This is a genomic window from Shewanella pealeana ATCC 700345, assembly GCF_000018285.1.
GTDB lineage: Bacteria > Pseudomonadota > Gammaproteobacteria > Enterobacterales > Shewanellaceae > Shewanella > Shewanella pealeana.
This window is the reverse complement of the sequence record NC_009901.1, coordinates 5,018,484-5,041,285: the sequence shown is the minus strand read 5'-3', so window position 1 is coordinate 5,041,285 and position 22,802 is coordinate 5,018,484. Positions and strand designations below refer to the sequence as shown.

Sequence of the window (22,802 nt, the reverse complement as noted above, 5' to 3'; positions counted from 1 at the left end):
GATTCAGTAGTGTTGGGTAGCCTATGAAAGTTTCTCTTCTAGTATTTGTTTTCCTTAGTTTTGTATTTGTGTCGGCCTGCAACAGCCGTTCTCAAGAAATAGAGCAGCCTGCTGTGACGGATCCACATAGTGATGTTCCTCGTAAAGATATTTTATGTAGTTCGACACCACCAATCAAAGATACAGCTAAGCTCGAGGCTAACCTTAAGCAGCGAGGCTTGATTACCGAACAGATGACTGAAATTGAAGCGGAAGCGGTGGTTATCGAATACATCCGCAAGCGTCAGCAGGCATTCCAAGATTGTAAAAAAGGAAGTCAGTAGCATGAATAAACTTCTTAGCACTAAATTGTTGGCAGCAGCTTTTGCCTCATTAATTTCATTCTCTCCTACCGCTCTAGCAGCGCCTATGTTTGGTGGCACGACAGCCGATGCCAATATTATCAATAAGGAGCAGGTTCTTTATTGGTTAATTAAGCGTGGAGAGCTTGCTGCTAGTGCAACGGATGCGGAAAAAGAGCAAGCGATTGCCGAATTTACCAAGAGAGCAAATGGTAACAAAAAGCTACCGCTTATTCAGGCGCAGCAGCAAAGAAAGCGTTTAGATCAAGTTGAAAAGCGCTCTAAGTCGATGAGTTATTCCGATAGCCAGGTAGAAGGCTTTAAGAGCAAAACGGTCAAGGTGCTTACCGTTCTTATCGATTTTCCTGACCTGCCCCACGATGACAATGGCTTAACTAGCAGCGATACCCAAATGTTTTATAACGACTATTCCGTTGAACATTATCGCTCACTGCTATTTTCAAATTCAGGTTATGAAGGCCCTCAAGGGCAAACCTTGATGACAGGGTATCAATACTATCTGGCTGAATCAGGCGGCAGTTTCTTCTTTACTGGTGATGTTAAAGGCTGGTACCGCGCAGCAAGCAATGCGGCGTTTTATGGGGGCAATGATCCCGACGATAATGATAACGATATTGCGGTTTCTGACTTAGTCAAAGAGGCTGTTGCTGCAGCCGTTGCAGGTATGAGTGATGCAGAGTTAGCCAGTTACGATATCGAAGATCCTTTTGACTCAAATAATAACGGCATAACCAATGAAGCCGATGGCATTATTGACCATGTGATGATTTTCCACTCCAGCATAGGCGAAGAGGCGGGTGGGGGCATGTTGGGCGCCGATGCGATCTGGTCCCATCGCTCTTTTGTCGATGGCGGTAGTTATCGCTTACCCGGGACTGCAATGAAGCTTTCCGGCTATACCATTCAGCCTATCGACGCCGCGCTGGGCGTGTGTGTACATGAGTTTGGCCATGATTTAGGACTGCCCGATGAATATGACACCACATCGCTAGGTAAAGGCTCGCCTGTAGGCTTCTGGTCAATTATGGCAGGCGGAAGTTGGGCGGGTGAGCTTGCAGGCTCCTTACCTACAGGTTTTAGTCCTTATGCTCGCTCTTATCTGCAGAGTATCTACGGTGGAAACTGGGTCACAGAGCAGACAGTCGCATTAGATTCGATCACCAGTTCAGGCTTAGACCTCAATCTCGCTGAAGCCATAAATCACGATAAGGTTAATCAGATATCGATTGCCGTGCCCGCTGTTGATATTGATTTTAAGGAGCCCTATAGCGGCAAGTATCAGTATTACTCTGCTCAAGGCCATATGATAAATCATGCCATGTCATTTGATATCGATCTACCTGCAGTGTCGCCGCTTACGTTAACCATGCAGGCACACTGGAGCATTGAGGAAGATTATGATTATGCTCAGGTGATGGTCGATGGTGTTGCGATAGCAGGGCTTTACACTAAAGCGAGTAACTTGCGTAATCACGAACGCAACATTATTACCGGTAAGTCTAGTGATTTGGCTGCAGCTGAAGGTACCGATGCTTGGGTTAATCTTTCCTATGATTTAAGCCCATATGCAGGAAGAGAGGTACGGCTTTCTATTCGTTACGTGACCGATCCAGCTGTGGGGGACTATGGCATAGTGATTGATGACATTAATATCAAACACGATGATACCGAAACGGTGTTCTCTAATGGCGCCGAGCTGGATGAAGATATTGCCTATGCGGGATTTATTCGGGTGGGCAATACGCGTCCGGGTAAAGACAGGCGTTACATTGTCCAGCTAAGAAGCCAACAAGGGATTGATAAAGGGCTTAAATCTGAATCTTATGATCCTGGAGTCGTACTCTGGTTTGAAAACCAAGAGTACAGCGATAATGAAGTCAGTAATCATCCAGGTTATAGCTTAATTAGTGTGGTCGATGCCGACCAGAATCTAATTGGCAGCAATGACTCTAGTGTACAGGTGAGAGATGCCGCTTTCAGTCTATTTAACCAGTCGAGCTATTTTAACGATGATCACTTAAGTGGCGCCAAGCTATTCGATGATGCCAATGATTATAGTGCGCCGCTACAACCAGAATCAGGAACGGTATTACCAGAGCTTGGACTCACTATGGAGGTGATGGCTCAATCGAGTAATAGCAGCAATGCTACAGTGCAGCTTAGGTATACCAGTCAAACGCCGCCCGATTCACAAGAGCTGAATACAAGCATTAGTTATAGCTTACAAGGTCGAGAGGCTAGCTTCTCCGCCAATGCCAGCGGTGGTGATGGTCATTATACTTACACTTGGGATTTTGGTATCACAGGTGCGACTAGCACAGAGGCATCTCCTCGCTATACATATGCGACAGATGGTAATTACTTAGTATCGCTAACTGTGACTGACGGTAATGGGGCAAGCTTTATTAATCATCTCAATGTTGTAGTGGGCTCTGCTATTGAGGTCGATTTTACTCATAGTATCTCTAACTTGCAGGTGAGTTTTTCGGATCAATCTACAGGCGGCAATGGCGAGTTGAGCTATCAGTGGGAGTTTGGTGATGGTAATACTAGCTCGGCAGCTTCACCTAGCTATACCTATGGTACAGCTGGTAGCTATACCGTGATGTTGACAGTGACAGACAGTATGGGGCAAACGGCGAAGAAGAGTGCCACCATAACGGTAACCGCGGCTGCAGTTGTCGATAATGGTGGTGAATCATCGGGTGGAGGGAGTTTAGGTTGGCTTTCTGTATTGGTGCTTGGCTTGTTGAGTGCGCACCGACGCCAACAATCATAAATACAAAAAGCCCAATTCACGGGCTTTTTTTAGCTGTTACATAACAGCCAATGTTTATAGCTTGGCAATGGCTTGCTGAGCGGCGGGCAGAAATACTTCGCTGACGATTAATTGCTCGTTGTCATACTGGAAATAGCGACGACGTCCCCATAGCGGTTGGGTCACGTCTTGTTGCAGCGATTCGGCAAGTTTAGCTATCTTACAACAGGCTTCAAAATGGGCCACTTCGATTCGCCCGGGAATAAACGCATCGGTCGAATAGAGTAGTTCGCCCAAGGGCCTAACGCCTAAACCTAAAAACTCCTGCTGCTTCTTTTCTAGCAGACGCCCAGGGATCAAGGTTCTGGCGAAGATCCATGGGGTGCCATCTAGAATGAGTAAGACCTCTCTAACCCAGATAGTTTCACTGCCAAATGAGTCTTCAGGTTGCAAAGAGAGGGTATCTTCTCCAAGAATTTTTACTTCAAAGTGAGCGCATTGCTTCTTTAGCTTTTGGGTTAAGCTACATGTGCTGAGCAGCCAGTCCTTAAGAGGTGGCGCAGGTAAATTGGAGATTTGTTCTGGCGAAAACCATTCGATTGATTCACCATAAGGGAAGCTTAACCTAGTCATAGTCGTCTAATTCTCGGTACAATACAGCAAACCGAAGCAGTCTAGCACGCCGCTGTCGACGCAGGTAGAGATTGTCTACTTAGAATGCTGACGTGACAATGTAAATTGGGAGTCTATCTCATCGATTATCGACTAGGGAGTAAGTTTGAAGATGAATAAACTAATCGCAGTATTATTTTTAGTGCTATGCAGTAGTTTTAGCACGTTTGCTGCAGATAATAAGCCATTGGAAGAGTATGCTTATTATGGTTTCGAACCTGAGATTGTGACCAACTATATCTCTAATCGAAAGAAACTTGGCTATGTCAGACTCAGTGTCGAGCTGATGGTTAAAAAGCCTGAACAGTTAGTGAGTCTGGAGCGACATGACCCGCTGTTAAGGGCGGCAATCGTCGAGATTTTAGGTAACCAGACCGAAGATAAGGTGAAGTCATTAACCGGAAAAGAAGAGATCCGTCGTCAGTGCTATGAAAAAGTGAATCAGCTTTTAGAGCAAGAAACAGGTGAGCCTTTGGTGGTGAACTTACTTTTCACCAAATATCTATACGATTAATTTTCAATGCAAACGTCAGTAATGTTTGCTCTTTTACAGGTGCTAGCGCGTTAAAACATGAGTCATAAAACTAAATCTACCACTCAAGAGCGCAAGGCTGGCAAGTCTTCGGCACCTCAACGACAAGTCGTTTCAAAATCGAGTTTACAGAAAAAGGTGAGCAAGCCTACTGCGACAGCCAAGCTCCAAAAGAGTAAGGCGCTGCACCCACGAAATGCCCACAACAATGGCTATGATTTTGCCGCGTTGGTGACGGCATTTCCGAAACTTAAGGCTTTTGTGAAGCCTAACCCCTATGGCAATTTGTCGATAGACTTCGCCGATCCTGTAGCGGTTAAAATGCTAAATGCGGCGTTGCTAAAGTTTCACTATGGCGTTGGCCATTGGGATATTCCCGATGGCTTTCTATGTCCGCCTATCCCTGGACGGGCCGACTATATCCATCATGTGGCCGATCTGCTGGCGGTTAAAAAGTCGAGTAAGAAGCGCATTCCTAAAGGCCCGAAAGTTCGAGTATTAGATATCGGTACCGGAGCGAATGTTATCTATCCGCTACTAGGTATTCAATCCTATGGTTGGGACTTTGTTGGCAGCGATGTCGACCCGCTCTCGATTGCTAATGCACAGCAGATTTTTGCCGGCAATTCCGATATTGCTAATAAGTTTAGCTCTAGGCTGCAAGCTGACTCTAAACACGTATTTCATGGGGTAATTGAGGCAAATGAGCGCTTCGACCTGACCCTATGCAACCCACCATTTCATGCTTCCTTAGCCGAGGCAAGTGAGGGCACTGCGCGAAAACTTAAAAATCTTGCTGCCAATCGAGCCAAATCATCTCAGGTTATGTCACCTCAAGTTCAGCCCTCTGGGAAAGTGAAGCCTGCCACAGATAAAAACCATGGCGTGCTTAACTTTGGCGGCCAGAAAGCCGAGTTGTGGTGTGAGGGAGGCGAGTTGCAATTTTTACGGACTATGATCGAAGAGAGTCATGACTTTGCAAGCCAGTGTTTATGGTTCACTACCTTAGTGTCTAAAAAGGAAAACCTTAACCCGGCAAAGGCCTTATTGGCCAAGATAAAAGCTGAAGAGGTGAAAGAGATAGAGATGCACCAGGGCAATAAAATTACTCGAGTGTTGGCTTGGACCTTTCTTAAACCTGAGCAGCGAGAGCTTTGGGTGCAGTATCGAGATGCCCAATAATTGAGTTTTAGACGCTTGTCGTTAGAATGGAAGCGAAATAACTACTCATGTGATTTCAAAAGTTTAAAAACTTATCCTAGACTCAAAAGATGTAATTATATTGGGTTTCTTGGATGCTTTTGTGAATTTCAAACTAGATAACTTACTCGTTGAGCTAGAACTCTATCTACAAAAACCAGAGGTGCGGGCTTCTCGTACCGAGCTTGAGCGTCTTATCGGTGATGACTTTCTTGAGTTTGCGGCCACTGGCCACCAATTTGGCAAAGATGAGGTGTTGGCGAGGCTGCCCGATGAGCGACAGCCTCACATAGAAGCGAGTCTGTTTACTGTGAGAGAACTATCGGCAGATGTTTGTCAGATTACCTACCGCGCAAAATTAAAAAAAGCCGATGACAATGTCATCGGCTTTTCAATACGCAGCTCTATCTGGAGAAAACACCGAGAGAGTTGGCAAATAGTGTTTCACCAAGGCACTCAGTGTAAGCCTTTTTAGCGTTTAAGCTGTTACTGACCATTCCACAGTAGCTTGCCACAGTCAGTTAAATCATAACCGCCTAAGGTTGCTGCGAGCTGCTGAGTTTGTGGCTCGGCTAGCAGGTTAAACAGCCTTTGTAGCTGGCGTCTAAAGTAGATCCCCTGCGGCATAACGAAATCAAAAGACTCGGTAACCAGTGGCACAAAACTTAGGCCGCTCTCGAGTGCCACAGACTGACAGCCAAAGCCGATATCGGCATTGTTGCGAGCAATGTAGCCTGCGAGTTCGCGTTCACTCTGGGCAACAATATTTGAGTTAAGCTCTTCGAAAGAGGCGCCTTGCTTCATTAACCACTGCTCAAGGTGTTGCTGGCTACCCGCACCAGCTTGGCGAGCTACCCAGCGCCAAGACTGTTGAGACACTTTGTCCAACTCTTGGCAGCGATGATGCATATCAGGGCGCATCATCAAGCCTTGTTTACGGGTATAACCGTGCACCATTACCCACTGCTGGTGATTGGCATACCCCTGCAATAATGCTGGATGACGAACGCTGCGTTCTTCAACGCTACCCCAGTGCAATGTACATACGTCGGCGTAGCCACGAGACAGCAAGTCTAGCCCCAGTCTAGAGCCCGTTGAGCTATAGCTGATAAGCTCGCTCTTACCCACCTGTGACATCATTCTCGCCACAAGCATAGATAATAGAGGATCATCACTTCCGGTGATATGCATACGGTCAGACAGCATGCCGCTATGGCAGGAGTCCATTACCCACCTGTCGATCAAAATCTTTGGGAACAGCCATTTACCCGTGATTTTAGTCGCTGGAAGAATACGGTCATTGGCCATTGAGTAGACTTTCTTCTCATTGAGATCTAGGTACTCGGATACCTGTTTGGCACTCATATAGATCAGCTCAGTCGGCTCGGTCATTTTTTATCCTTGTCACGCAATTTATGGTTGTTTTCAGGTCGATTGATTTAAGAAAGTGCATCAAATTCAATATTCTCAGCACCGTTATAAATTAAGAAGTGGCGACCTTTAGCACGGGCTATCATGGTTATTCCGAGCTTTTGTGCAAGCTCTAGTCCCATCTGGGTGGCACCACTGCGCGACAGTACGACTGGGATCCCCATTTTAGCGACCTTAATAACCATCTCAGAAGTTAAGCGCCCTGTAGTGTAAAACAGCTTGTCGTTACCGCTATCTTGGTTAAGCCACATTTCACCTGCTAAAGTATCGACTGCATTGTGACGACCCACATCTTCAACAAAACCAAAAATTTGATCTTGACGGCATAAGCCACAGCCGTGCACTGCACCGGCATTTTTATAGGTTTCATTGTAGGCGCTGATATTCTTTAGCAAGCTATAGATCATGCTTTGCTTTAGCTGCGGGGTCGGTAAATCGATATCGTCGAGCCCAGTCATAAAGTCACCGTAAACCGTACCTTGACCACAGCCAGTTGTAACGGTTTTTTCAGACAGTTTTTCGTCTAAATTTTCGATTTTTTCACTGGTCAGAATAGCGGCTGAATTTACATCCCAGTCGACAATCACAGACTCTAACTTGTTGATGTCAGATATAAAACCTTGGTTTTTAAGGTATCCCAACGATAACGCTTCTGCTCGAGCACCCAGTGTCATCAAGGTCACAATAGGCTGCCAGTTAAGGTAGACGGTGAGAGGGCGTTCGCAAGCAATGAACTTATCCACTTTCTCGCCATTCTCATTTATTGCGGTGACAGCAATCGTAAGGGGGACGTCGGTGCTGGTTTTGATTAACGTTGGATTGCTTTTGTTTGCAGTCATATGGGTCATCATCAGTTAAAAGGGAATCAATACGCTGACTACTAAGCAATATCTATACCTAATTGAATAGGGTGTTAAAGTTAGTGGTCGATCACACTTATTGCGGGTGGGTCGCCCTTTTATGTCCTATCGTTAATTGCTATTTGGACAAAATGTCCTAGTCTTTGCTTGGAATAGTTGATCTAGTTCAAACTATTTAATTGATACTGTGTGGCACACTAATTGCTTTGTTAAAGGGAGTATTTATTTTGTGGGCCTGCCATATTGGCAGCCACCTCAGGCAAGACGGAGACTGAATGCAACATACCGAAAGCCAATGGCCAATGTACGTTTCTCTTAAGAAAATTGAGAAACAAGTCGGAAGATGGACCTCAGTACAGTGGGAAGTCGACCAGATGCTTCCTGCTACCCACGCCGCACCTGAGGGTGCCAACCTAATCCTACTTGAACTACACAAAGATGAGCGTGGCAGCTATCGCATCAATATTGATATGGATAATGCCATGCTTTATATCGTCTGTGACGAAACGGAAGACGGTGAATGGAAACCGGTCGCTATTTCTGCAGATCAAAATGTCGCAGCAGGCTGTCTAGAAGCCGATACCCCAGTACTCAATATCCCAATGCCTAAGGCGATCGCTTGTTGGATTGAAGCCTTTATTACTCGCCATGGTGAAGTAGAGATTTGTGCCCATCGTCGTAAGCATGTTAATCGTCGTAAGAATGAAGGCCCAAGCACTGATCATACGGCAGAACGACTATGAGTGGTTTTCTATCTCGCTGGAATCTGCGTAAGCAACAAGTTGAGGCTGAAGGCGAAGCCAATGTGGCGGCAGAAGAAGCTGCGGCACAAAAACTAGCTGAAGAGCAGGCGCTTGCTGCACAACAAAAAGCTGCAACTGAAGCAACAACAGAGCAAGCCACACCGTCAGTTAACGATGATGCTGTAGCTGAAGAGCCCACAGACAAGATATTAACGGCAGAAGATCTTCCTGACCCTGAAAAAATTGAGGTTGGTGGCAGTTTTGCTAGTTTTATGGGCGCTAATGTCGATCCGGCCGCTAAATCTGCAGCATTAAAAGCGCTCTGGAAGCAACCTCACTATAGTGAGATAGATGGCTTGCTTGAATATGCATTGGATTACAGTAATCAGCCACTATTAACACCTGATGTGTCGGCGGAACTCGCTAAGAAAGTCTTCCGTCACATGGTTAAAGATGAAGACGATGTGAATGAAGAGCAAGATGAATTGGAAGCTGCATCAGATGAGATGATCGCGGCTGAAAAATCAGTTCAAAATGAATCTTTAAATGATGCCGAACCAATATCGGACATTTTGGACGCTCATCAAGATGACTTACCCCAAAATGAACCAGAAAGCAGTGACGCTACCACAAACAAAGTTGTTTAACGTCACTATAGAGTGTTTTTAATTCCACAAATTTGGTATGTGAATTGCTGTAATAGTGAGTAATAAAAGCTGGTGCCAATTATAGGCATATAAAAAACGGCAACACTCATATACAGAAACAGCCAAAGAACTGTTCAGGAACGCAATGTGAGCAATAGTGAAGCACAAGTTGGACTCAAAGAGATTCGACAGAAGGTCCTTGCTGGGACTCAGGTCATTCAAAACCTGATCCCACCGACCGTAAGTTACACCACCGAGGGTAACGTCCTCGTTATCGGGCCAGAAGATTTGGCTCGCTTAGCGGCTGATAAGTTATCGACTATGGGTAAGTGTGCCATTCTGGCAAATGAGCCTATTACCAGCCAAGATGAAGCCCACCTTGAAAAAGTAATGAACGCTGCTGAAAACGTAGAAAGTTATTACAACAAGCTAGTCGAAATCAAAGGTTTCTTAGGCCAATTCCAAGTCAAGGTTGAGCACGACAACGGTAACGCTGATTTAAGTACGGTGGCAATCCGTAAAGCACATTTCGACTTGATCCTTGATTTGAGTATGAGCCCTTGTATCAACCTAGAAATGTTGCCTCCAGGCTATTTCTACGTGGGTCAAGACCAAGCTAAGCTTGAAGATGCGCTTGAACAGTTACCAGATCTTATAGGCTCATTTGATAAGCCTCGTTACGTTAAAATTAACAGCGATATCTGTGCCCATAACCGTAATGGTAATGAAGGCTGTACGCGTTGCTTAAACTTCTGCCCAGCTGATGCGATTTCTAGCGTCGCGAAGAAGATCGAAATTGACCCATACCTTTGTCATGGCGCAGGTAGCTGTACTAATGCGTGTCCAACTGGCGCGATTAGCTATGACTTGCCAACGCCGCAAGCTATGCATACTTATCTGCAAAAGCTAGTGACTAAGTTCCGTGCTCAAGCGCAGGTCGCACCGGTAATCCTTTTCCATGATATGGGCAAAGGCGCACAGTTGGTGACCGAAACGTTAGCGGGTGACATCATTCCAATCGAAATGGAAGAGATCACCGTTGCTAGTATGGATCATTGGTTCTCGGCTCTAGCATGGGGCGCGCGCCAAATTTTGGTTTTGCAAACTGATGTGACTGCACCAACATTAACCCAGATGCTTAACGGTGAGCTTTCATTAGCCAACGATATTCTTGATGAAATGGGCCAGCCACAACGCATTAGCCTCATCACCGAAGCGCATTTGAATGAAGCGGGTGCTAGCGAGCTATCTGAGCTACTTAATACAAGCGCTAGCTGGCCTGTGATTGTGCCTGCTGAATTTGCAGCCACAACCAAGCGTGAAACGATTTACAACGCAATCGATCATCTTAATGAGCAAGCTGCATCGGTTGATACCTGTTTATCTCAAAGCAATATCCCATACGGTCAAGTCAGCGTTAACACAGAGAACTGTACCTTGTGTATGTCTTGTGTGGCGACCTGTCCAACAATGGCATTAACAGACGGTGGTGACCGTCCTGCATTGCACTTTGTTGAGCAAGATTGTGTGCAGTGTGGATTATGTGAAACAGCTTGTCCTGAGAAAGTCATCAGCTTAACGCCTCAGGTTAATTTCGACAAAGCTGCGCGTCAGGAGCGTCAAACCCTGCATGAGGAAGCCCCGTTCGAATGCATTACTTGCGGCACTCCGTTCGCAACGCAATCCATGGTGAAACGGATGTTAGATGTGGTTGGAACCCACAGTGCCTTCAGTGCCAACACAGAGCGTCTAAAGATGTGTGGTGACTGTCGAGTTAAAGACATGTTTGAAGACATTCTTCAAGATCCTGAAAAGCAACTGCGATAAGAGTTTAACCATGACCGAATTAGTAAGAGAAGTTTCAGAAAACGATCAGTTAAGAGCCGATATTTATCAGTTGTTAGCTGCGTTATTACGTCGCCAACCAAGCCCAGAGTTGCTTGCGTTCTTATCGGGCTTAGAAATTGATGCTGACGACGACAGCGACATGACTAAAGCTTGGGTTGGACTTAAATTAGCCGCACAGCAATTTAGCGAAGAACAGCTTGAAGATGAGTATTTCAACGTGTTCCTTGGCGTAGGCTGTGGCGAAATCCTGCCTTACGGCAGCTGGTTTATGACAGGTTCTTTGATGGACAAGCCATTAGCCTTATTACGTAACGACCTAATGCAGTTAGGTTTTGAGCGTGAAGAAGATGTGAAAGAGCCTGAAGATCACGTGGCTGCACTATGTGAAGTAATGGGCACTTTGATTTTAGAAGCTCCAGGTTACCGTCAGCTTGCCTTCTACCAGCGCCACATGGGTAGCTGGATTGAACGCTTCTGTGACAATTTAGCTAAGGCGCCAAGCGCCGCCTTCTATGCCACAGTCGCTCAATTGGCTAAGGCGTTTTTCGTTATCGAAGCGAGAGAGTTTGAGCAATTGAGTCTAGACATTCCTGTTAACTGCCCTGGCAGTGAAGCGGAAGCGTCAGAAAAGATTGAGCCTGCTACCAACGAGTTAGCGTCTTAAGCGCTATTGGTAGAGGTTTGGATTTATGTCAGTTCAGTGCTCGTAGTTAACTGCTATCGCCTGAGCTGACATAGACAAAAAATGGGATTCTTCTCAACAAGAGCCCAACAAGAACTGGATAGAGAAGTTCACAGTAACTTCCTATCTTAATTTCAGTAAATCTAAGGAGACACTATGAAGAAGCAAGCTTCCGACATGGGCCGTCGTCAACTGCTTAAGGCATTGGCTATCGGCGGTGCGGCTGGCGCAGTTGCAACTGCAAGTGGACAAGCTCTTGCCGCACAGCCAGAAATCGCACCTAAAGCGAAAAAAGGCAGCGGTTACCAAGAGTCTGACCATGTTCGTAGTTATTACGACACATTGCGCAGTAAATAATTAAAGGAGAGTGTGATGCGATTAACCCGCAAAACAGACCAAGCTGCTACAAGCAACAAGGCAGTCTTAGGTTTAAACCGTCGCCAATTCCTCAAGTCCGCGAGCCTCGCGACAGGCGGTATTGCAGCGGCATCAATGCTAGGCGCAGGAATGATGCGCAAGGCAGAAGCTAAAGATATTCCCCACGACACCCCCACCGAAACCAAACGTACCATCTGTTCTCACTGTTCTGTAGGCTGCGGCGTTTATGCTGAAGTTCAAAACGGCGTATGGACAGGCCAGGAACCTGCATTTGATCACCCATTTAACGCAGGCGGACACTGTGCCAAAGGTGCAGCATTACGTGAACATGGACACGGTGAAAAGCGTCTTAAGTATCCAATGAAGTTAGAAGGCGGTAAGTGGAAGCGTCTATCATGGGATCAAGCGATTGAAGAAGTTGGCCAACAAGCACTAGATATTCGTAAAGAATCGGGTCCAGACTCAGTATTCTTCATGGGTAGTGCAAAGTTCTCAAACGAACAAGCTTATATGTACCGCAAATTTGCGGCAATGTGGGGAACGAACAACGTCGACCACTCTGCACGTATTTGTCACTCTACCACTGTAGCCGGTGTTGCAAACACTTGGGGCTATGGTGCGCAAACCAACTCGTTCAACGATATTCGCAACGCTAAGGCGATGATGTTTATCGGTTCTAACCCTTGTGAAGCTCACCCTGTTGCTATGCAACATATCTTGGAAGGTAAAGAGCGCGGCGCGAAAATTATCGTTGTCGACCCTCGTTTCACCCGAACTGCAGCTAAGTCTGACGAGTTCGTGCATATTCGTCCTGGTACGGATATTCCTTTCATTTATGGTCTGCTATGGCACATCTTCGAAAACGGCTGGGAAGATCAAACCTTTATCGATCAGCGTGTTTACGGCATGGAGCGTATCCGTGCAGAGGCTAAGAAGTACAACCCTGCAGAAGTTGAAAATATTGTCGGCGCGACTAAAGAGCAGATGTACCGCGTAGCTAAGCTACTCGCAGAGACTAAGCCGGGTACCGTTGTTTGGTGTATGGGTGGTACTCAGCACCACGTGGGTAACGCTAACACTCGTGCCTACTGTATCCTTCAGCTTGCCCTTGGTAACATGGGCGTGTCAGGAGGTGGTACTAACATCTTCCGCGGCCACGATAACGTACAGGGCGCAACCGACTTCGGTCTTCTGTTCGATACCCTACCGGGTTACTACGGTCTTAAGACGGGTTCTTGGAAGCACTGGTGTAATGTGTGGGACTTAGATTATGAGTGGGTTAAGAGCCGCTTTGATCAACAGCCACATCTAGGCCAAGATCCAATGACCTCAACAGGTATCCCATGTTCACGTTGGCATGATGGTGTACTCGAAGATAAGTCTAAGATTGCTCAGAAAGATAATATTCACATGGCATTCTTCTGGGGCCAATCGGTTAACACTGAAACTCGTGGTCGTGAAGTGCGTGAAGCACTGAACAAGATGAAAACAGTAGTGGTTGTGGATCCATTCCCAACAATGGCTGGTGTCATGCATGAGCGCACCGATGGCGTGTACTTGCTACCGGCATGTACTCAGTTTGAAACCTACGGTTCAGTATCGGCTTCAAACCGTTCACTTCAGTGGCGTACCAAGGTCATCGAACCGCTATTCGAGTCTAAGCCTGACCATGTGGTCATGTATAAGCTTGCCAAGAAATGGGGTATCGAGAAAGAGTTCTGCAAACATATCAAGGTGAATGGTGATGAGCCGTTGATTGAAGATATGACTCGCGAATTTAACAAGGGTATGTGGACCATTGGTTACACAGGTCAAAGCCCTGAACGTCTGAAGATGCACCAAGAAAACTGGGGCACATTCGATATTAAATCTCTTGAGGCACCAGGTGGTCCAGCTAAAGGTGAAACTTACGGTTTACCTTGGCCATGTTGGGGTACGCCTGAGATGAAGCACCCAGGTTCACAGATCTTGTATCGCACAGGTCGTGAAGTTAAAAACGGTGGCGGTAACTTCCGTGCTCGTTATGGTGTTGAGCATAATGGCGTGAACATCTTAGCTGAAGGCTCTTACTCTAAGGGCAGTGAAATTAAAGATGGTTATCCTGAGTTTACCGACAAAATGCTTAAGCAACTTGGCTGGTGGGACGACCTAACTGCTGAAGAGAAAGTACATGCAGAAGGCAAGAACTGGAAGACAGATATCTCTGGTGGTATTCAGCGTGTAGCCATTAAGCATGGCTGTATTCCTTACGGTAATGCGAAAGCGCGTTGTATTGTTTGGAACTTCCCAGATGATATTCCTCTGCACCGTGAGCCACTTTATACGCCACGTCGTGACTTGGTTGCTAAGTACCCAACATACGAAGACCGTATGGTTGCTCGTCTTCCTACCCTGTATAAGTCGATTCAGGAGCAGGATTTCAGTAAAGGTTTCCCATTAATCATCACAACTGGCCGTTTGGTTGAGTACGAAGGTGGTGGTGAAGAAACACGTTCTAACCCATGGCTTGCAGAACTTCAGCAAGAGATGTTTATCGAGATCAATCCAGCAGATGCTGCCGATCGTGGTATTCGTGATGGTGATGATGTGTTCGTACATAGTCCAGAGGGTGCGAAAATCACCGTTAAGGCTATGGTCATTCCACGAGTTGTGCCAGGCGAATGTTTCATGCCATATCACTTTGCGGGTGTATTCGAAGGCAAGAGCCTAGAGAAGAACTACCCAGAAGGTACGGTTCCTTACGTAATTGGCGAAGCTGCCAACACAGTAATGACCTATGGTTATGATGTTGTGACTCAGATGCAAGAGACGAAAGTGAGCTTGTGTCAGGTCAGCAAAGCCTAATTAACTTGATGAGGAGATAAGCCATTATGGCAGTCATGAAATTCTTATGTGACACCAAGCGCTGCATCGAGTGTAACGGTTGCGTCACAGCATGTAAAAATGAAAACGCCTCAGCCATTGGCTGGGGGATCCAGCGTCGTCGCGTGGTTACACTTAATGATGGTGAGCCAGGTGAAGCGTCAATCTCGGTAGCGTGTATGCACTGTACCGATGCACCTTGTATGGCCGTTTGTCCGGCAGATTGTTTCTACCGTACCGAAGACGGCATCGTCTTACACAACAAAGAAACTTGTATCGGTTGTGGTTACTGCTTCTATGCTTGTCCTTTCGGAGCGCCTCAGTTCCCTCAGAAGAATGCTTTTGGTAGTCGCGGTAAGATGGATAAGTGTACTTTCTGTGCCGGTGGCCCAGAGCCTGATTTCTCAGAAGCTGAGCGTAAGCTTTACGGTGCAAACCGTATTGCCGAAGGTAAGCTACCTATGTGTGCAGAGCTTTGTGCGACTAAAGCACTGTTAGCAGGCGATGCGGAGGTTGTTTCTAATATCTTCCGTGAACGCTCTGCTGCACGTGGTGCACCTGGTGCTATCTGGGGTTACACCCCTACAACTGGCTAGTCTGGCTGAATAGGGCTACGGACTTTGGTCTGTAGCCCGATAAAGGAGTGAGTATGTTTATGAAATCACTGCGCAGCCTGTTTGCATTGCTAGTTATTCCATTGATGCTTTCAATGGGGTTGGGACTTAGCGCTTCGGCAATGGCTGCGGATGATCAAACTAGCCAACAACAAGCTGCAACCAACGACGCCGATCTTTGGCGCGCGGTTAAGGCGGGTGACTCAGGTTACACCGTGGCAAAAGGCATCGAGACTGGTGTGCTAATCAATGTAATTGGCAACGAAGGCAAAATTGTTCGCAACGAGTATTTAACCCCTGTGATGGGTATTACAGTTGTTGGCGTATTTGCAGCGTTCCTATTTTTCTACCTAGTGAATGGTCCCTCTAAATTGAGTAAGGGCTTTTCTGGAAAAATGGTTCTACGTTGGTCTAAAGCAGATTTGTGGATCCACTGGGTATTAGCGACATCTTGTTTGGCGCTGATATTCACAGGACTCAATATCATGCTGGGCAAACACGTATTGCAACCCTATGTTGGCGAGGGTCTATGGGCCGGGCTGATTTATGGTAGCAAGACCATACATGATTGGGTTGGGCCGATATTTATCGTGTCTTGGATCTTGTGTGTTGTGAAGTGGATGCCGATGCAAACCTTCAAGATGTATGACTTAAAGTGGTTTTTAGTGGTTGGTGGTTACATCAACTTTGGACCATTTAAAGGTAAGCATCCTGATAGTGGATTTGCTAACGCCGGTGAGAAAATGTGGTTCTGGACGTTAACCTTATTCGGCCTTTTTATTGCCGCATCAGGGTTAATGCTGGTATTGCCGGGCCTAGATCTGCCACGTGAAGCCTCTATGGCCGCGCTGTTAATCCATTCCATAAGCGCGATTATCATTATTGCATTTACTATCGTCCATATTTGGATGGCAACGGTATTAAGTGAAGGTGGTATGGAGTGTATGGTGTCGGGTTATTGTGATGAGAACTGGGCTGTCCAGCATCACAACCTTTGGTACGACGAACTGAAAGATAGCAATAGCATAGTTTATAAAGACTAGCGCTTTAGTTATCAGTAAAAATGCCTCGACTCAGTCGGGGCATTTTTGTTTTTGTTGGTTTTCAACTTGTTATATTAGCTGCAGCCATATTAGGAATGGGTGGATAGTGCAATGTATACCAATCAGTATAAAGATTTGATCGCTCAGCGAGAGTTTAGCGGCACTGAGACAAGGCAGCGAGTGAAGAGCATAGTTATTCTACGTTCAAGCTTGTTAACGCAGTATCAGAGTCGCTAAAACTCGCCATTCTGGAGCGTTTTTGGCTGCCTACTTCTTCGTTGAACAACTTCACAAGGGAATAACCATTCTTTCAGTTATTCATCTTGAATTAGTTTGCCAAAAAACGCTCTGAGTAGATCAACTTCTTATACTGATTGGTATTATTACGAGTGTTGTTTTTTGGTAGCAAATCTGTATTGCCTATTTCGATGCGAATATGAGCCAGTGATGAGTTGATGAGTCATTTAGCATAAAAAACATTCTTGCTGGTGGGCAAATGTTAATAATTAGCATTTATATAAGCGAATCCTTTAATGTTTTGTATTTGTTAAACTTCCAGCTGCAATCAGTTGTATAGCTGTCTGTGCTATTTTGATTTACTACACAGTTTTTTCGGTTTTAAATATGCGCTAGTTAACACTTTGGCCAGTTCCCTCCCAATAGTCCAAATTTAACCTAACTCAGATCAATTTTTCTTAAGCTAACTTTCTTTATATTACCCCTGTAAATTTGTTGGACACCTCTAATAAGTAAACAAGTTTTACATTGTTGATCATAGGTTTAACAACTGCCTGATTCGTATTGTGAACGTTAGCATTATTAGATTCATCTTAAGATTTAATAACCAGAGTATTCCTTTCTACCAGGAGTAAAAATGAACAAGAAACAGCCTGATCTGAACCGCAGATCTTTGCTGAAAGCACTGACCATTGGTGGCACTGCAAGTGTCGCTATCGCCGCAACTGGCGTAAGTGTAGCTCAAGCAAGTGAAACTAAAGTCAGTTCAAAGAATGACAATGGCTATCATGAAACTGCACATATCCGCAGTTATTACAATAGCTTACGCGGCTAGTTTAGGAGAATTTAAGCGATGAAGTTAACTCGCAAATCCAATGCGGCACCAAGTGTAGAGAAAAAAACTCTAGGTCTTAGTCGTCGTCAATTTATGAAGCATGCAGGTATCACATCTGGTGGTATTGCGGCAGCTTCTTTGTTGGGTACAGGCATGATGCGTCGTGCAGAAGCCAAAGATATCCCACATGATGCGCCAACTGAAATCAAACGTACTGTATGTAGTGCGTGTGCGGTAGGTTGTGGTCTTTACGCTGAAGTACAAAACGGCGTGTGGACAGGTCAAGAGCCAGCTTTCGATCACCCATTCAACGCGGGCGGTCACTGTGCTAAAGGTGCTGCACTACGTGAACACGGTCACGGTGAGAAGCGTCTTAAGTACCCAATGAAGCTTGTTGATGGCAAGTGGAAGAAACTATCTTGGGAGCAAGCTTTCAACGAAGTTGGCGACCAAATGCAGACCATTCGCAAAGAATCTGGTCCTGACTCAGTTTACTTCATGGGTAGTGCTAAGTTCTCGAACGAAGGCTGCTACATGTATCGTAAATTTGCGGCAATGTGGGGTACGAACAACGTCGACCACTCTGCACGTATTTGTCACTCTACCACTGTAGCCGGTGTTGCAAACACTTGGGGTTATGGTGCGCAAACTAACTCTTTCAACGATATCCAGAATGCAAACGCAATTTTCTTCATCGGCTCAAACCCGGCTGAAGCGCATCCTGTTGCCATGCAGCATATCTTGATCGCGAAAGAGAAGAATAACGCTAAGATCATCGTAGTTGATCCACGTTTCTCTCGCACAGCTGCTCACGCAGATCTTCATTGCGGCCTGCGTCCAGGTACAGATATTCCATTCATCTACGGTATGCTTTGGCACATCTTTGAAAACGGTTGGGAAGATAAGACATTTATCGAGCAACGCGTATTCGAAATGGACACCATCCGTGAGGAAGTGAAGAAGTTCCCACCTAAAGAAGTTGAGAACATCACAGGTTGTAGCGAAGAAGAAGTTTACCAAGCCGCTAAGCTAATGGCAGACAACCGTCCAGGTACTGTTGTTTGGTGTATGGGTGGTACTCAGCATCACGTGGGTAACGCTAACACTCGTGCATACTGTATCCTTCAGCTAGCCCTAGGTAACATGGGTGTGTCTGGTGGCGGTACTAACATTTTCCGTGGTCACGATAACGTACAGGGCGCAACTGACTTAGGTCTACTGTTCGATACTCTACCAGGCTACTACGGTCTTAAGACGGGTTCTTGGAAGCACTGGTGTAACGTTTGGGACTTGGACTACGATTGGGTTAAGGCTCGTTTCGACCAAAACTCATACCTAGGCCGCATTCCAATGAACACGCCGGGTATTCCTTGTTCACGTTGGCACGACGGTGTGCTAGAAACGCCTGAGAAGTTAGCGCAGAAAGACCGCGTTCGCATGGCATTCTTCTGGGGTCAATCAGTTAACACTGAAACCCGTCAGCGCGACGTGCGTGATGCACTCGATCAGATGGACACTGTCGTGGTTGTGGATCCATTCCCAACAATGGCGGGTGTGATGCATCGCCGTAAGAATGGTGTTTACCTTCTACCAGCTGCAACTCAGTTCGAAACTCAAGGTTCTGTGTCAAACTCTGGTCGTAGCCAGCAGTGGCGTGAGCAGGTTATCCAGCCTCTATTCGAATCTAAGACTGATCTTGAGATCATGTACCGTCTATCTCAAAAGCTTGGTTTTGCTGATGAGTACACTAAGCGTATCGCTAAAGACGCCAATGACGTTCTTGTTATCGAAGACGTGACTCGCGAAATCAACCGCGGTATGTGGACAATCGGTATGACAGGTCAAAGCCCTGAGCGTCTGAAGCTACATACTCAAAACTGGGGTACGTTCAGCAACAAGACGCTTGAAGCTGTTGGCGGTCCTGCTAAAGGTGACACTTACGGTCTACCTTGGCCATGTTGGGGCACGCCAGAGCAAGAGCATCCTGGTACACAGATCCTTTATAACACAAACAAACACGTACTTGAGGGCGGCGGTAACTTCCGTGCTCGTTACGGTGTTGAGTATAAAGGTAAGAACCTACTTGCCGAAGGCAGCTTCTCTAAAGGCGCTGAAATCCAAGATGGTTACCCAGAGTTCACTGCTGACATGCTTAAGCAACTCGGCTGGTGGGACGACCTAACAGCGGCTGAAAAAGCGCTAGCTGAAGGTAAGAACTGGAAGACAGATATCTCAGGTGGTATTCAACGTGTGGCAATGAAGCACGGTTGTATTCCATTTGGTAACGCTAAGGCACGTTGTATAGTTTGGACTTTCCCAGACGAAGTCCCTGTTCACCGTGAGCCGTTATACACGCCACGTCGTGATCTTGTGTCTAAGTACCCAACATACGCTGACATGCAAGTGCACCGTCTACCAACACTTTACAAGACTATTCAAGATAAAGACTCGGCAGCTAAATACCCGCTAGGTCTGACTTCTGGTCGTCTCGTTGAGTACGAGGGTGGTGGTGAAGAATCTCGCTCTAACCCATGGTTGGCTGAACTTCAACAAGAGATGTTTGTTGAGATCAACCCAGCTGATGCGGCAGATCGCAGCATTCGCGATGGCGACACTGTATGGCTAGAAGGTGCTGAAGGTGGTCGTATTAAGATTAAGGCTATGGTCACCCCACGCGTTAAGCCTGGTGTCACTTGGATGCCTTATCACTTCGCGGGTGAGATGCACGGCGAAAGCTTGGCGGCTAACTACCCAGAAGGTACGGTCCCTTACGTTATTGGTGAATCGGCTAACACTGCATTGACTTATGGTTATGATCCTGTGACTCAGATGCAGGAAACCAAGGCATCGCTTTGTCAGATCACTAAAGCCTAAGTGCAGAATTAGCTAGGAGAATTGCCAGAATGGCTACAATGAAATTTTTATGTGATACCAAGCGCTGCATCGAGTGTAACGGTTGTGTCACAGCATGTAAGAACGAAAACGACTCTGCTCTAGAGTGGGGAATTCAACGTCGTCGCGTAGTGACTATCAATGACGGTGTTAAAGGCGAAGCATCAATCTCAGTAGCATGTATGCACTGTAGTGATGCACCTTGTATGGCAGTTTGCCCAGCAAACTGTTTCTACAAGACAGAAGATGGCATCGTATTGCACGACAAAGATACCTGTATCGGTTGTGGTTACTGCCTATACGCTTGCCCATTTGGCGCGCCACAGTTCCCTAAATCAGGTGCTTTTGGTGCTCGCGGTAAGATGGATAAGTGTACTTTCTGTGCCGGCGGCCCAGAAGAGAACTTCTCTGAAGCAGAGCGTCAGAAGTACGGTGCAAACCGTATCGCTGAAGGTAAGCTACCTATGTGTGCTGAGTTGTGTGCAACTAAGTCATTACTTGCGGGTGACGCAGAAGTTGTTTCTGCTATCTTCCGTGAGCGTGTTGCATACCGTGGTTCTAACAAAAATGTTTGGGGTTAAGCCTCAAATATTGCGTTAGTCCATAATCGCTGCAAGCTGCCTCATTGAGGTTGCTTGCAGCAATCAGGAGGTGATATGAACAAATGGTTCAAACACATAGGCGTGGCAATTGCACTTTTATTTAGTGTGTCTGTATTTGCCCAAGACGCCCCTAAAGTGGGTGACACCAATGAAGTGAATGGTCAAATCTGGGCTCAGCTAAAAGCGGGCGAAGAAGGCTATACCACTTCAACAAGTGAGTTCCACGGTCAAGCAATCAACACCTATGACCTACGTGTACTTGATTTGCGTAGTGATATTCTTGCGCCAGCAATGATGGCTGCCCTTTTCGGCATGATCATTATCTTTGTACTGTTTATCAAAGTGAACGGTATCTCTAAGCTGCACGGTGGTTTTTCAGGCAAGCTGGTTTACCGTTGGTCTAAGTTTGATGTATCGATTCACTGGCTAGGGGCTATTCCTTGTCTGTTATTGATCCTGACCGGCTTAACCTTACTGGCTGGACGTTTCTTCTTCCAACCATACATAGGCGAAGGTCTGTGGGCTGGCCTAGTTAATGGTGCGAAGCAGATCCACGATATCATGGCGATCCCGTTCATGATTGGCTGGGCGCTGATGACTGTGCTGTGGGCTAAGAATCAGATGCCTAAGATGTATGACCTTAAGTGGATGATGGTGGTTGGTGGTTACATCAACTTCGGTCCATTCAAAGGTAAGCACCCAGACGCGGGTTTTGCTAACGCCGGTGAGAAGTTATGGTTCTGGGCATTCGCAGTGTTCGGTCTAGTAGTTTCAGCATCAGGTATGCTGTTGCTATTCCCGAACTTGTTCGAGCCTAGCCGTACACTAAGCTTAATCGCACTAGTGCTTCACTCTGTTGGCGCTATCATCATTACTGCTTTCTCAATCGTGCATATCTTCATGGCAACGGTAATGTCAGAAGGTGGTATGGAGTGTATGGTTTCTGGTTACTGTGATGAAACATGGGCAAGCCAGCACCATAACCTTTGGTTCGATGAGATCAAAGAGAACGGTACCCTTAAGTACAAAGACTAGTACTCGTTTGAATATTGTCTAAATAATGCCTCGACTATGTCGGGGCATTTTTTTAGCTAAAAATCGCTGAGTACAGCAAAATCATATCCTGATTGGTATAACTTAAGGCAAACAGCGTCGGGATTATACCAATCAGTATAAAGATTTGATCGCTCAGCGAGAGTTTAGCGGTCCTGAGGCAAGGTCATTAAATGCTCCTGCATTAATGACATTCACCACATCCATGTGGTTTGCAGCGAGTGAAGAGCATAGTTAAACTAGGTTCAAGCTCCCTCTTGTTCCATAAGAGTCACAGCATCAGAACCGCTAAGACTCGCCTGTAAGGAGTGTTTTTGGCTGCCTAATTCTGCGTTGAATGAACTCATAAGGGAACAACCATTATGTCGTCCATTCGCCTTAAATTAGTTTGCCAAAAAGCACTCTGAGTAGATCAACTTCTTATACTGATTGGTATTAGAGTCTGTTGCTAAAGTGATTCAATATCTAGTACCTGCCAGGACGCTCTACAACGACGAGTGTCGCAGATTTTGAGACTATTATTAACCAAGTCTCTATGGCGCTGTTAAACA

21 protein-coding genes are annotated in these 22,802 nt (G+C 46.1%); 18 read left to right on the top strand and 3 right to left on the bottom strand.

Annotated features, from left to right (window positions below; all coding sequences use genetic code 11):
- Positions 1-23: 23 nt before the first annotated feature.
- Both SPEA_RS21770 and SPEA_RS21765 read left to right on the top strand, forming a co-directional pair.
- A complete protein-coding gene (locus tag SPEA_RS21770; RefSeq protein WP_012157338.1) occupies positions 24-323 on the top strand; it encodes a hypothetical protein in 300 nt (99 codons plus the stop codon).
- 1 nt (position 324) lies between these two features.
- A complete protein-coding gene (locus SPEA_RS21765; RefSeq protein ID WP_012157337.1) occupies positions 325-3,141 on the top strand; it encodes an immune inhibitor A domain-containing protein in 2,817 nt (938 codons plus the stop codon).
- A gap of 54 nt (positions 3,142-3,195) precedes the next feature.
- Here SPEA_RS21765 and SPEA_RS21760 read toward each other — a convergent pair whose 3' ends face one another.
- Positions 3,196-3,753, bottom strand: coding sequence for a chorismate--pyruvate lyase family protein (locus SPEA_RS21760; RefSeq protein WP_012157336.1), 558 nt, complete (start codon positions 3,751-3,753; stop codon positions 3,196-3,198).
- Positions 3,754-3,904: 151 nt separating this feature from the next.
- Between SPEA_RS21760 and SPEA_RS21755 the strand changes: the two genes are divergently transcribed.
- The 3 genes from SPEA_RS21755 (at position 3,905) to SPEA_RS21745 (ending at position 5,999) form a co-directional block, all read left to right on the top strand.
- On the top strand, positions 3,905-4,306 hold the full coding sequence (locus tag SPEA_RS21755; RefSeq protein WP_012157335.1) for a flagellar basal body-associated protein FliL: 402 nt from the start codon (positions 3,905-3,907) through the stop codon (positions 4,304-4,306).
- A gap of 57 nt (positions 4,307-4,363) precedes the next feature.
- A complete protein-coding gene (rlmF, locus tag SPEA_RS21750) occupies positions 4,364-5,506 on the top strand; it encodes a 23S rRNA (adenine(1618)-N(6))-methyltransferase RlmF (RefSeq protein WP_012157334.1) in 1,143 nt (380 codons plus the stop codon).
- A gap of 121 nt (positions 5,507-5,627) precedes the next feature.
- Complete coding sequence (locus SPEA_RS21745; protein WP_012157333.1) at positions 5,628-5,999, top strand: nuclear transport factor 2 family protein; 372 nt, start codon at positions 5,628-5,630, stop codon at positions 5,997-5,999.
- An 11-nt stretch (positions 6,000-6,010) separates the two neighbouring features.
- Here SPEA_RS21745 and SPEA_RS21740 read toward each other — a convergent pair whose 3' ends face one another.
- Entirely contained in the window at positions 6,011-6,916 is a 906-nt protein-coding gene (locus SPEA_RS21740; protein ID WP_012157332.1) for a substrate-binding domain-containing protein, read from the bottom strand.
- A 47-nt stretch (positions 6,917-6,963) separates the two neighbouring features.
- Positions 6,964-7,794 (bottom strand): formate dehydrogenase accessory sulfurtransferase FdhD, encoded by an 831-nt coding sequence (locus SPEA_RS21735; protein ID WP_223296541.1) that lies wholly within the window; start codon positions 7,792-7,794, stop codon positions 6,964-6,966.
- Between the two features lie 296 nt (positions 7,795-8,090).
- Here SPEA_RS21735 and SPEA_RS21730 point away from each other — a divergent pair, with 296 nt between their 5' ends.
- The 13 genes from SPEA_RS21730 to SPEA_RS21675 all read left to right on the top strand — a co-directional run bounded on the left by SPEA_RS21730 (position 8,091) and on the right by SPEA_RS21675 (position 22,233).
- Complete coding sequence (locus SPEA_RS21730) at positions 8,091-8,558, top strand: DUF3305 domain-containing protein (protein WP_012157330.1); 468 nt, start codon at positions 8,091-8,093, stop codon at positions 8,556-8,558.
- Entirely contained in the window at positions 8,555-9,205 is a 651-nt protein-coding gene (locus SPEA_RS21725; RefSeq protein ID WP_012157329.1) for a DUF3306 domain-containing protein, read from the top strand. The genes SPEA_RS21730 and SPEA_RS21725 overlap by 4 nt, the downstream gene beginning before the upstream one ends.
- A 147-nt stretch (positions 9,206-9,352) precedes the next feature.
- Positions 9,353-11,032, top strand: a complete 1,680-nt coding sequence (locus tag SPEA_RS21720) for a 4Fe-4S binding protein (RefSeq protein ID WP_012157328.1) — start codon at positions 9,353-9,355, stop codon at positions 11,030-11,032.
- A gap of 10 nt (positions 11,033-11,042) precedes the next feature.
- A complete protein-coding gene (locus tag SPEA_RS21715; protein ID WP_012157327.1) occupies positions 11,043-11,717 on the top strand; it encodes a TorD/DmsD family molecular chaperone in 675 nt (224 codons plus the stop codon).
- A gap of 174 nt (positions 11,718-11,891) precedes the next feature.
- The gene (locus tag SPEA_RS21710) at positions 11,892-12,092 is read left to right on the top strand and encodes a twin-arginine translocation signal domain-containing protein (RefSeq protein WP_012157326.1); all 201 of its coding nucleotides are present in this window, start codon (positions 11,892-11,894) and stop codon (positions 12,090-12,092) included.
- 15 nt (positions 12,093-12,107) lie between these two features.
- The gene (locus tag SPEA_RS21705; protein WP_012157325.1) at positions 12,108-14,957 is read left to right on the top strand and encodes a formate dehydrogenase subunit alpha; all 2,850 of its coding nucleotides are present in this window, start codon (positions 12,108-12,110) and stop codon (positions 14,955-14,957) included.
- A 26-nt stretch (positions 14,958-14,983) separates the two neighbouring features.
- A complete protein-coding gene (gene fdh3B, locus SPEA_RS21700; RefSeq protein WP_012157324.1) occupies positions 14,984-15,571 on the top strand; it encodes a formate dehydrogenase FDH3 subunit beta in 588 nt (195 codons plus the stop codon).
- Positions 15,572-15,624: 53 nt separating this feature from the next.
- Complete coding sequence (locus SPEA_RS21695; RefSeq protein ID WP_012157323.1) at positions 15,625-16,632, top strand: formate dehydrogenase subunit gamma; 1,008 nt, start codon at positions 15,625-15,627, stop codon at positions 16,630-16,632.
- Positions 16,633-16,743: 111 nt separating this feature from the next.
- Positions 16,744-16,869 carry a hypothetical protein gene (locus SPEA_RS23465; RefSeq protein WP_263053337.1) on the top strand — a complete coding sequence of 42 codons (126 nt, stop codon included), beginning with the start codon at positions 16,744-16,746 and terminating at the stop codon, positions 16,867-16,869.
- Positions 16,870-17,506: 637 nt separating this feature from the next.
- Entirely contained in the window at positions 17,507-17,704 is a 198-nt protein-coding gene (locus tag SPEA_RS21690; protein ID WP_012157322.1) for a twin-arginine translocation signal domain-containing protein, read from the top strand.
- 18 nt (positions 17,705-17,722) lie between these two features.
- Complete coding sequence (locus SPEA_RS21685) at positions 17,723-20,578, top strand: formate dehydrogenase subunit alpha (RefSeq protein WP_012157321.1); 2,856 nt, start codon at positions 17,723-17,725, stop codon at positions 20,576-20,578.
- Positions 20,579-20,607: 29 nt separating this feature from the next.
- A complete protein-coding gene (gene fdh3B, locus SPEA_RS21680; RefSeq protein ID WP_012157320.1) occupies positions 20,608-21,177 on the top strand; it encodes a formate dehydrogenase FDH3 subunit beta in 570 nt (189 codons plus the stop codon).
- Positions 21,178-21,252: 75 nt separating this feature from the next.
- Positions 21,253-22,233: a formate dehydrogenase subunit gamma gene (locus SPEA_RS21675; protein ID WP_012157319.1), complete on the top strand. Its 981-nt coding sequence runs from the start codon at positions 21,253-21,255 to the stop codon at positions 22,231-22,233.
- The last annotated feature ends 569 nt before the right edge of the window (positions 22,234-22,802 follow it).

Coding starts and splice junctions, on each gene's coding strand:
- SPEA_RS21765 (WP_012157337.1), top strand. CDS start 325: ATGAATAAACTTCTTAGCACTAAATTGTTGGCAGCAGCTTTTGCCTCA.
- SPEA_RS23465 (WP_263053337.1), top strand. CDS start 16,744: ATGTATACCAATCAGTATAAAGATTTGATCGCTCAGCGAGAGTTTAGC.
- SPEA_RS21730 (WP_012157330.1), top strand. CDS start 8,091: ATGCAACATACCGAAAGCCAATGGCCAATGTACGTTTCTCTTAAGAAA.
- SPEA_RS21675 (WP_012157319.1), top strand. CDS start 21,253: ATGAACAAATGGTTCAAACACATAGGCGTGGCAATTGCACTTTTATTT.
- SPEA_RS21740 (WP_012157332.1), bottom strand. CDS start 6,916: ATGACCGAGCCGACTGAGCTGATCTATATGAGTGCCAAACAGGTATCC.
- SPEA_RS21695 (WP_012157323.1), top strand. CDS start 15,625: ATGTTTATGAAATCACTGCGCAGCCTGTTTGCATTGCTAGTTATTCCA.
- SPEA_RS21685 (WP_012157321.1), top strand. CDS start 17,723: ATGAAGTTAACTCGCAAATCCAATGCGGCACCAAGTGTAGAGAAAAAA.
- SPEA_RS21755 (WP_012157335.1), top strand. CDS start 3,905: ATGAATAAACTAATCGCAGTATTATTTTTAGTGCTATGCAGTAGTTTT.
- SPEA_RS21735 (WP_223296541.1), bottom strand. CDS start 7,794: ATGACTGCAAACAAAAGCAATCCAACGTTAATCAAAACCAGCACCGAC.
- SPEA_RS21770 (WP_012157338.1), top strand. CDS start 24: ATGAAAGTTTCTCTTCTAGTATTTGTTTTCCTTAGTTTTGTATTTGTG.
- SPEA_RS21715 (WP_012157327.1), top strand. CDS start 11,043: ATGACCGAATTAGTAAGAGAAGTTTCAGAAAACGATCAGTTAAGAGCC.
- SPEA_RS21705 (WP_012157325.1), top strand. CDS start 12,108: ATGCGATTAACCCGCAAAACAGACCAAGCTGCTACAAGCAACAAGGCA.
- SPEA_RS21690 (WP_012157322.1), top strand. CDS start 17,507: ATGAACAAGAAACAGCCTGATCTGAACCGCAGATCTTTGCTGAAAGCA.
- fdh3B (WP_012157324.1), top strand. CDS start 14,984: ATGGCAGTCATGAAATTCTTATGTGACACCAAGCGCTGCATCGAGTGT.
- SPEA_RS21710 (WP_012157326.1), top strand. CDS start 11,892: ATGAAGAAGCAAGCTTCCGACATGGGCCGTCGTCAACTGCTTAAGGCA.
- rlmF (WP_012157334.1), top strand. CDS start 4,364: ATGAGTCATAAAACTAAATCTACCACTCAAGAGCGCAAGGCTGGCAAG.
- SPEA_RS21760 (WP_012157336.1), bottom strand. CDS start 3,753: ATGACTAGGTTAAGCTTCCCTTATGGTGAATCAATCGAATGGTTTTCG.
- SPEA_RS21725 (WP_012157329.1), top strand. CDS start 8,555: ATGAGTGGTTTTCTATCTCGCTGGAATCTGCGTAAGCAACAAGTTGAG.
- fdh3B (WP_012157320.1), top strand. CDS start 20,608: ATGGCTACAATGAAATTTTTATGTGATACCAAGCGCTGCATCGAGTGT.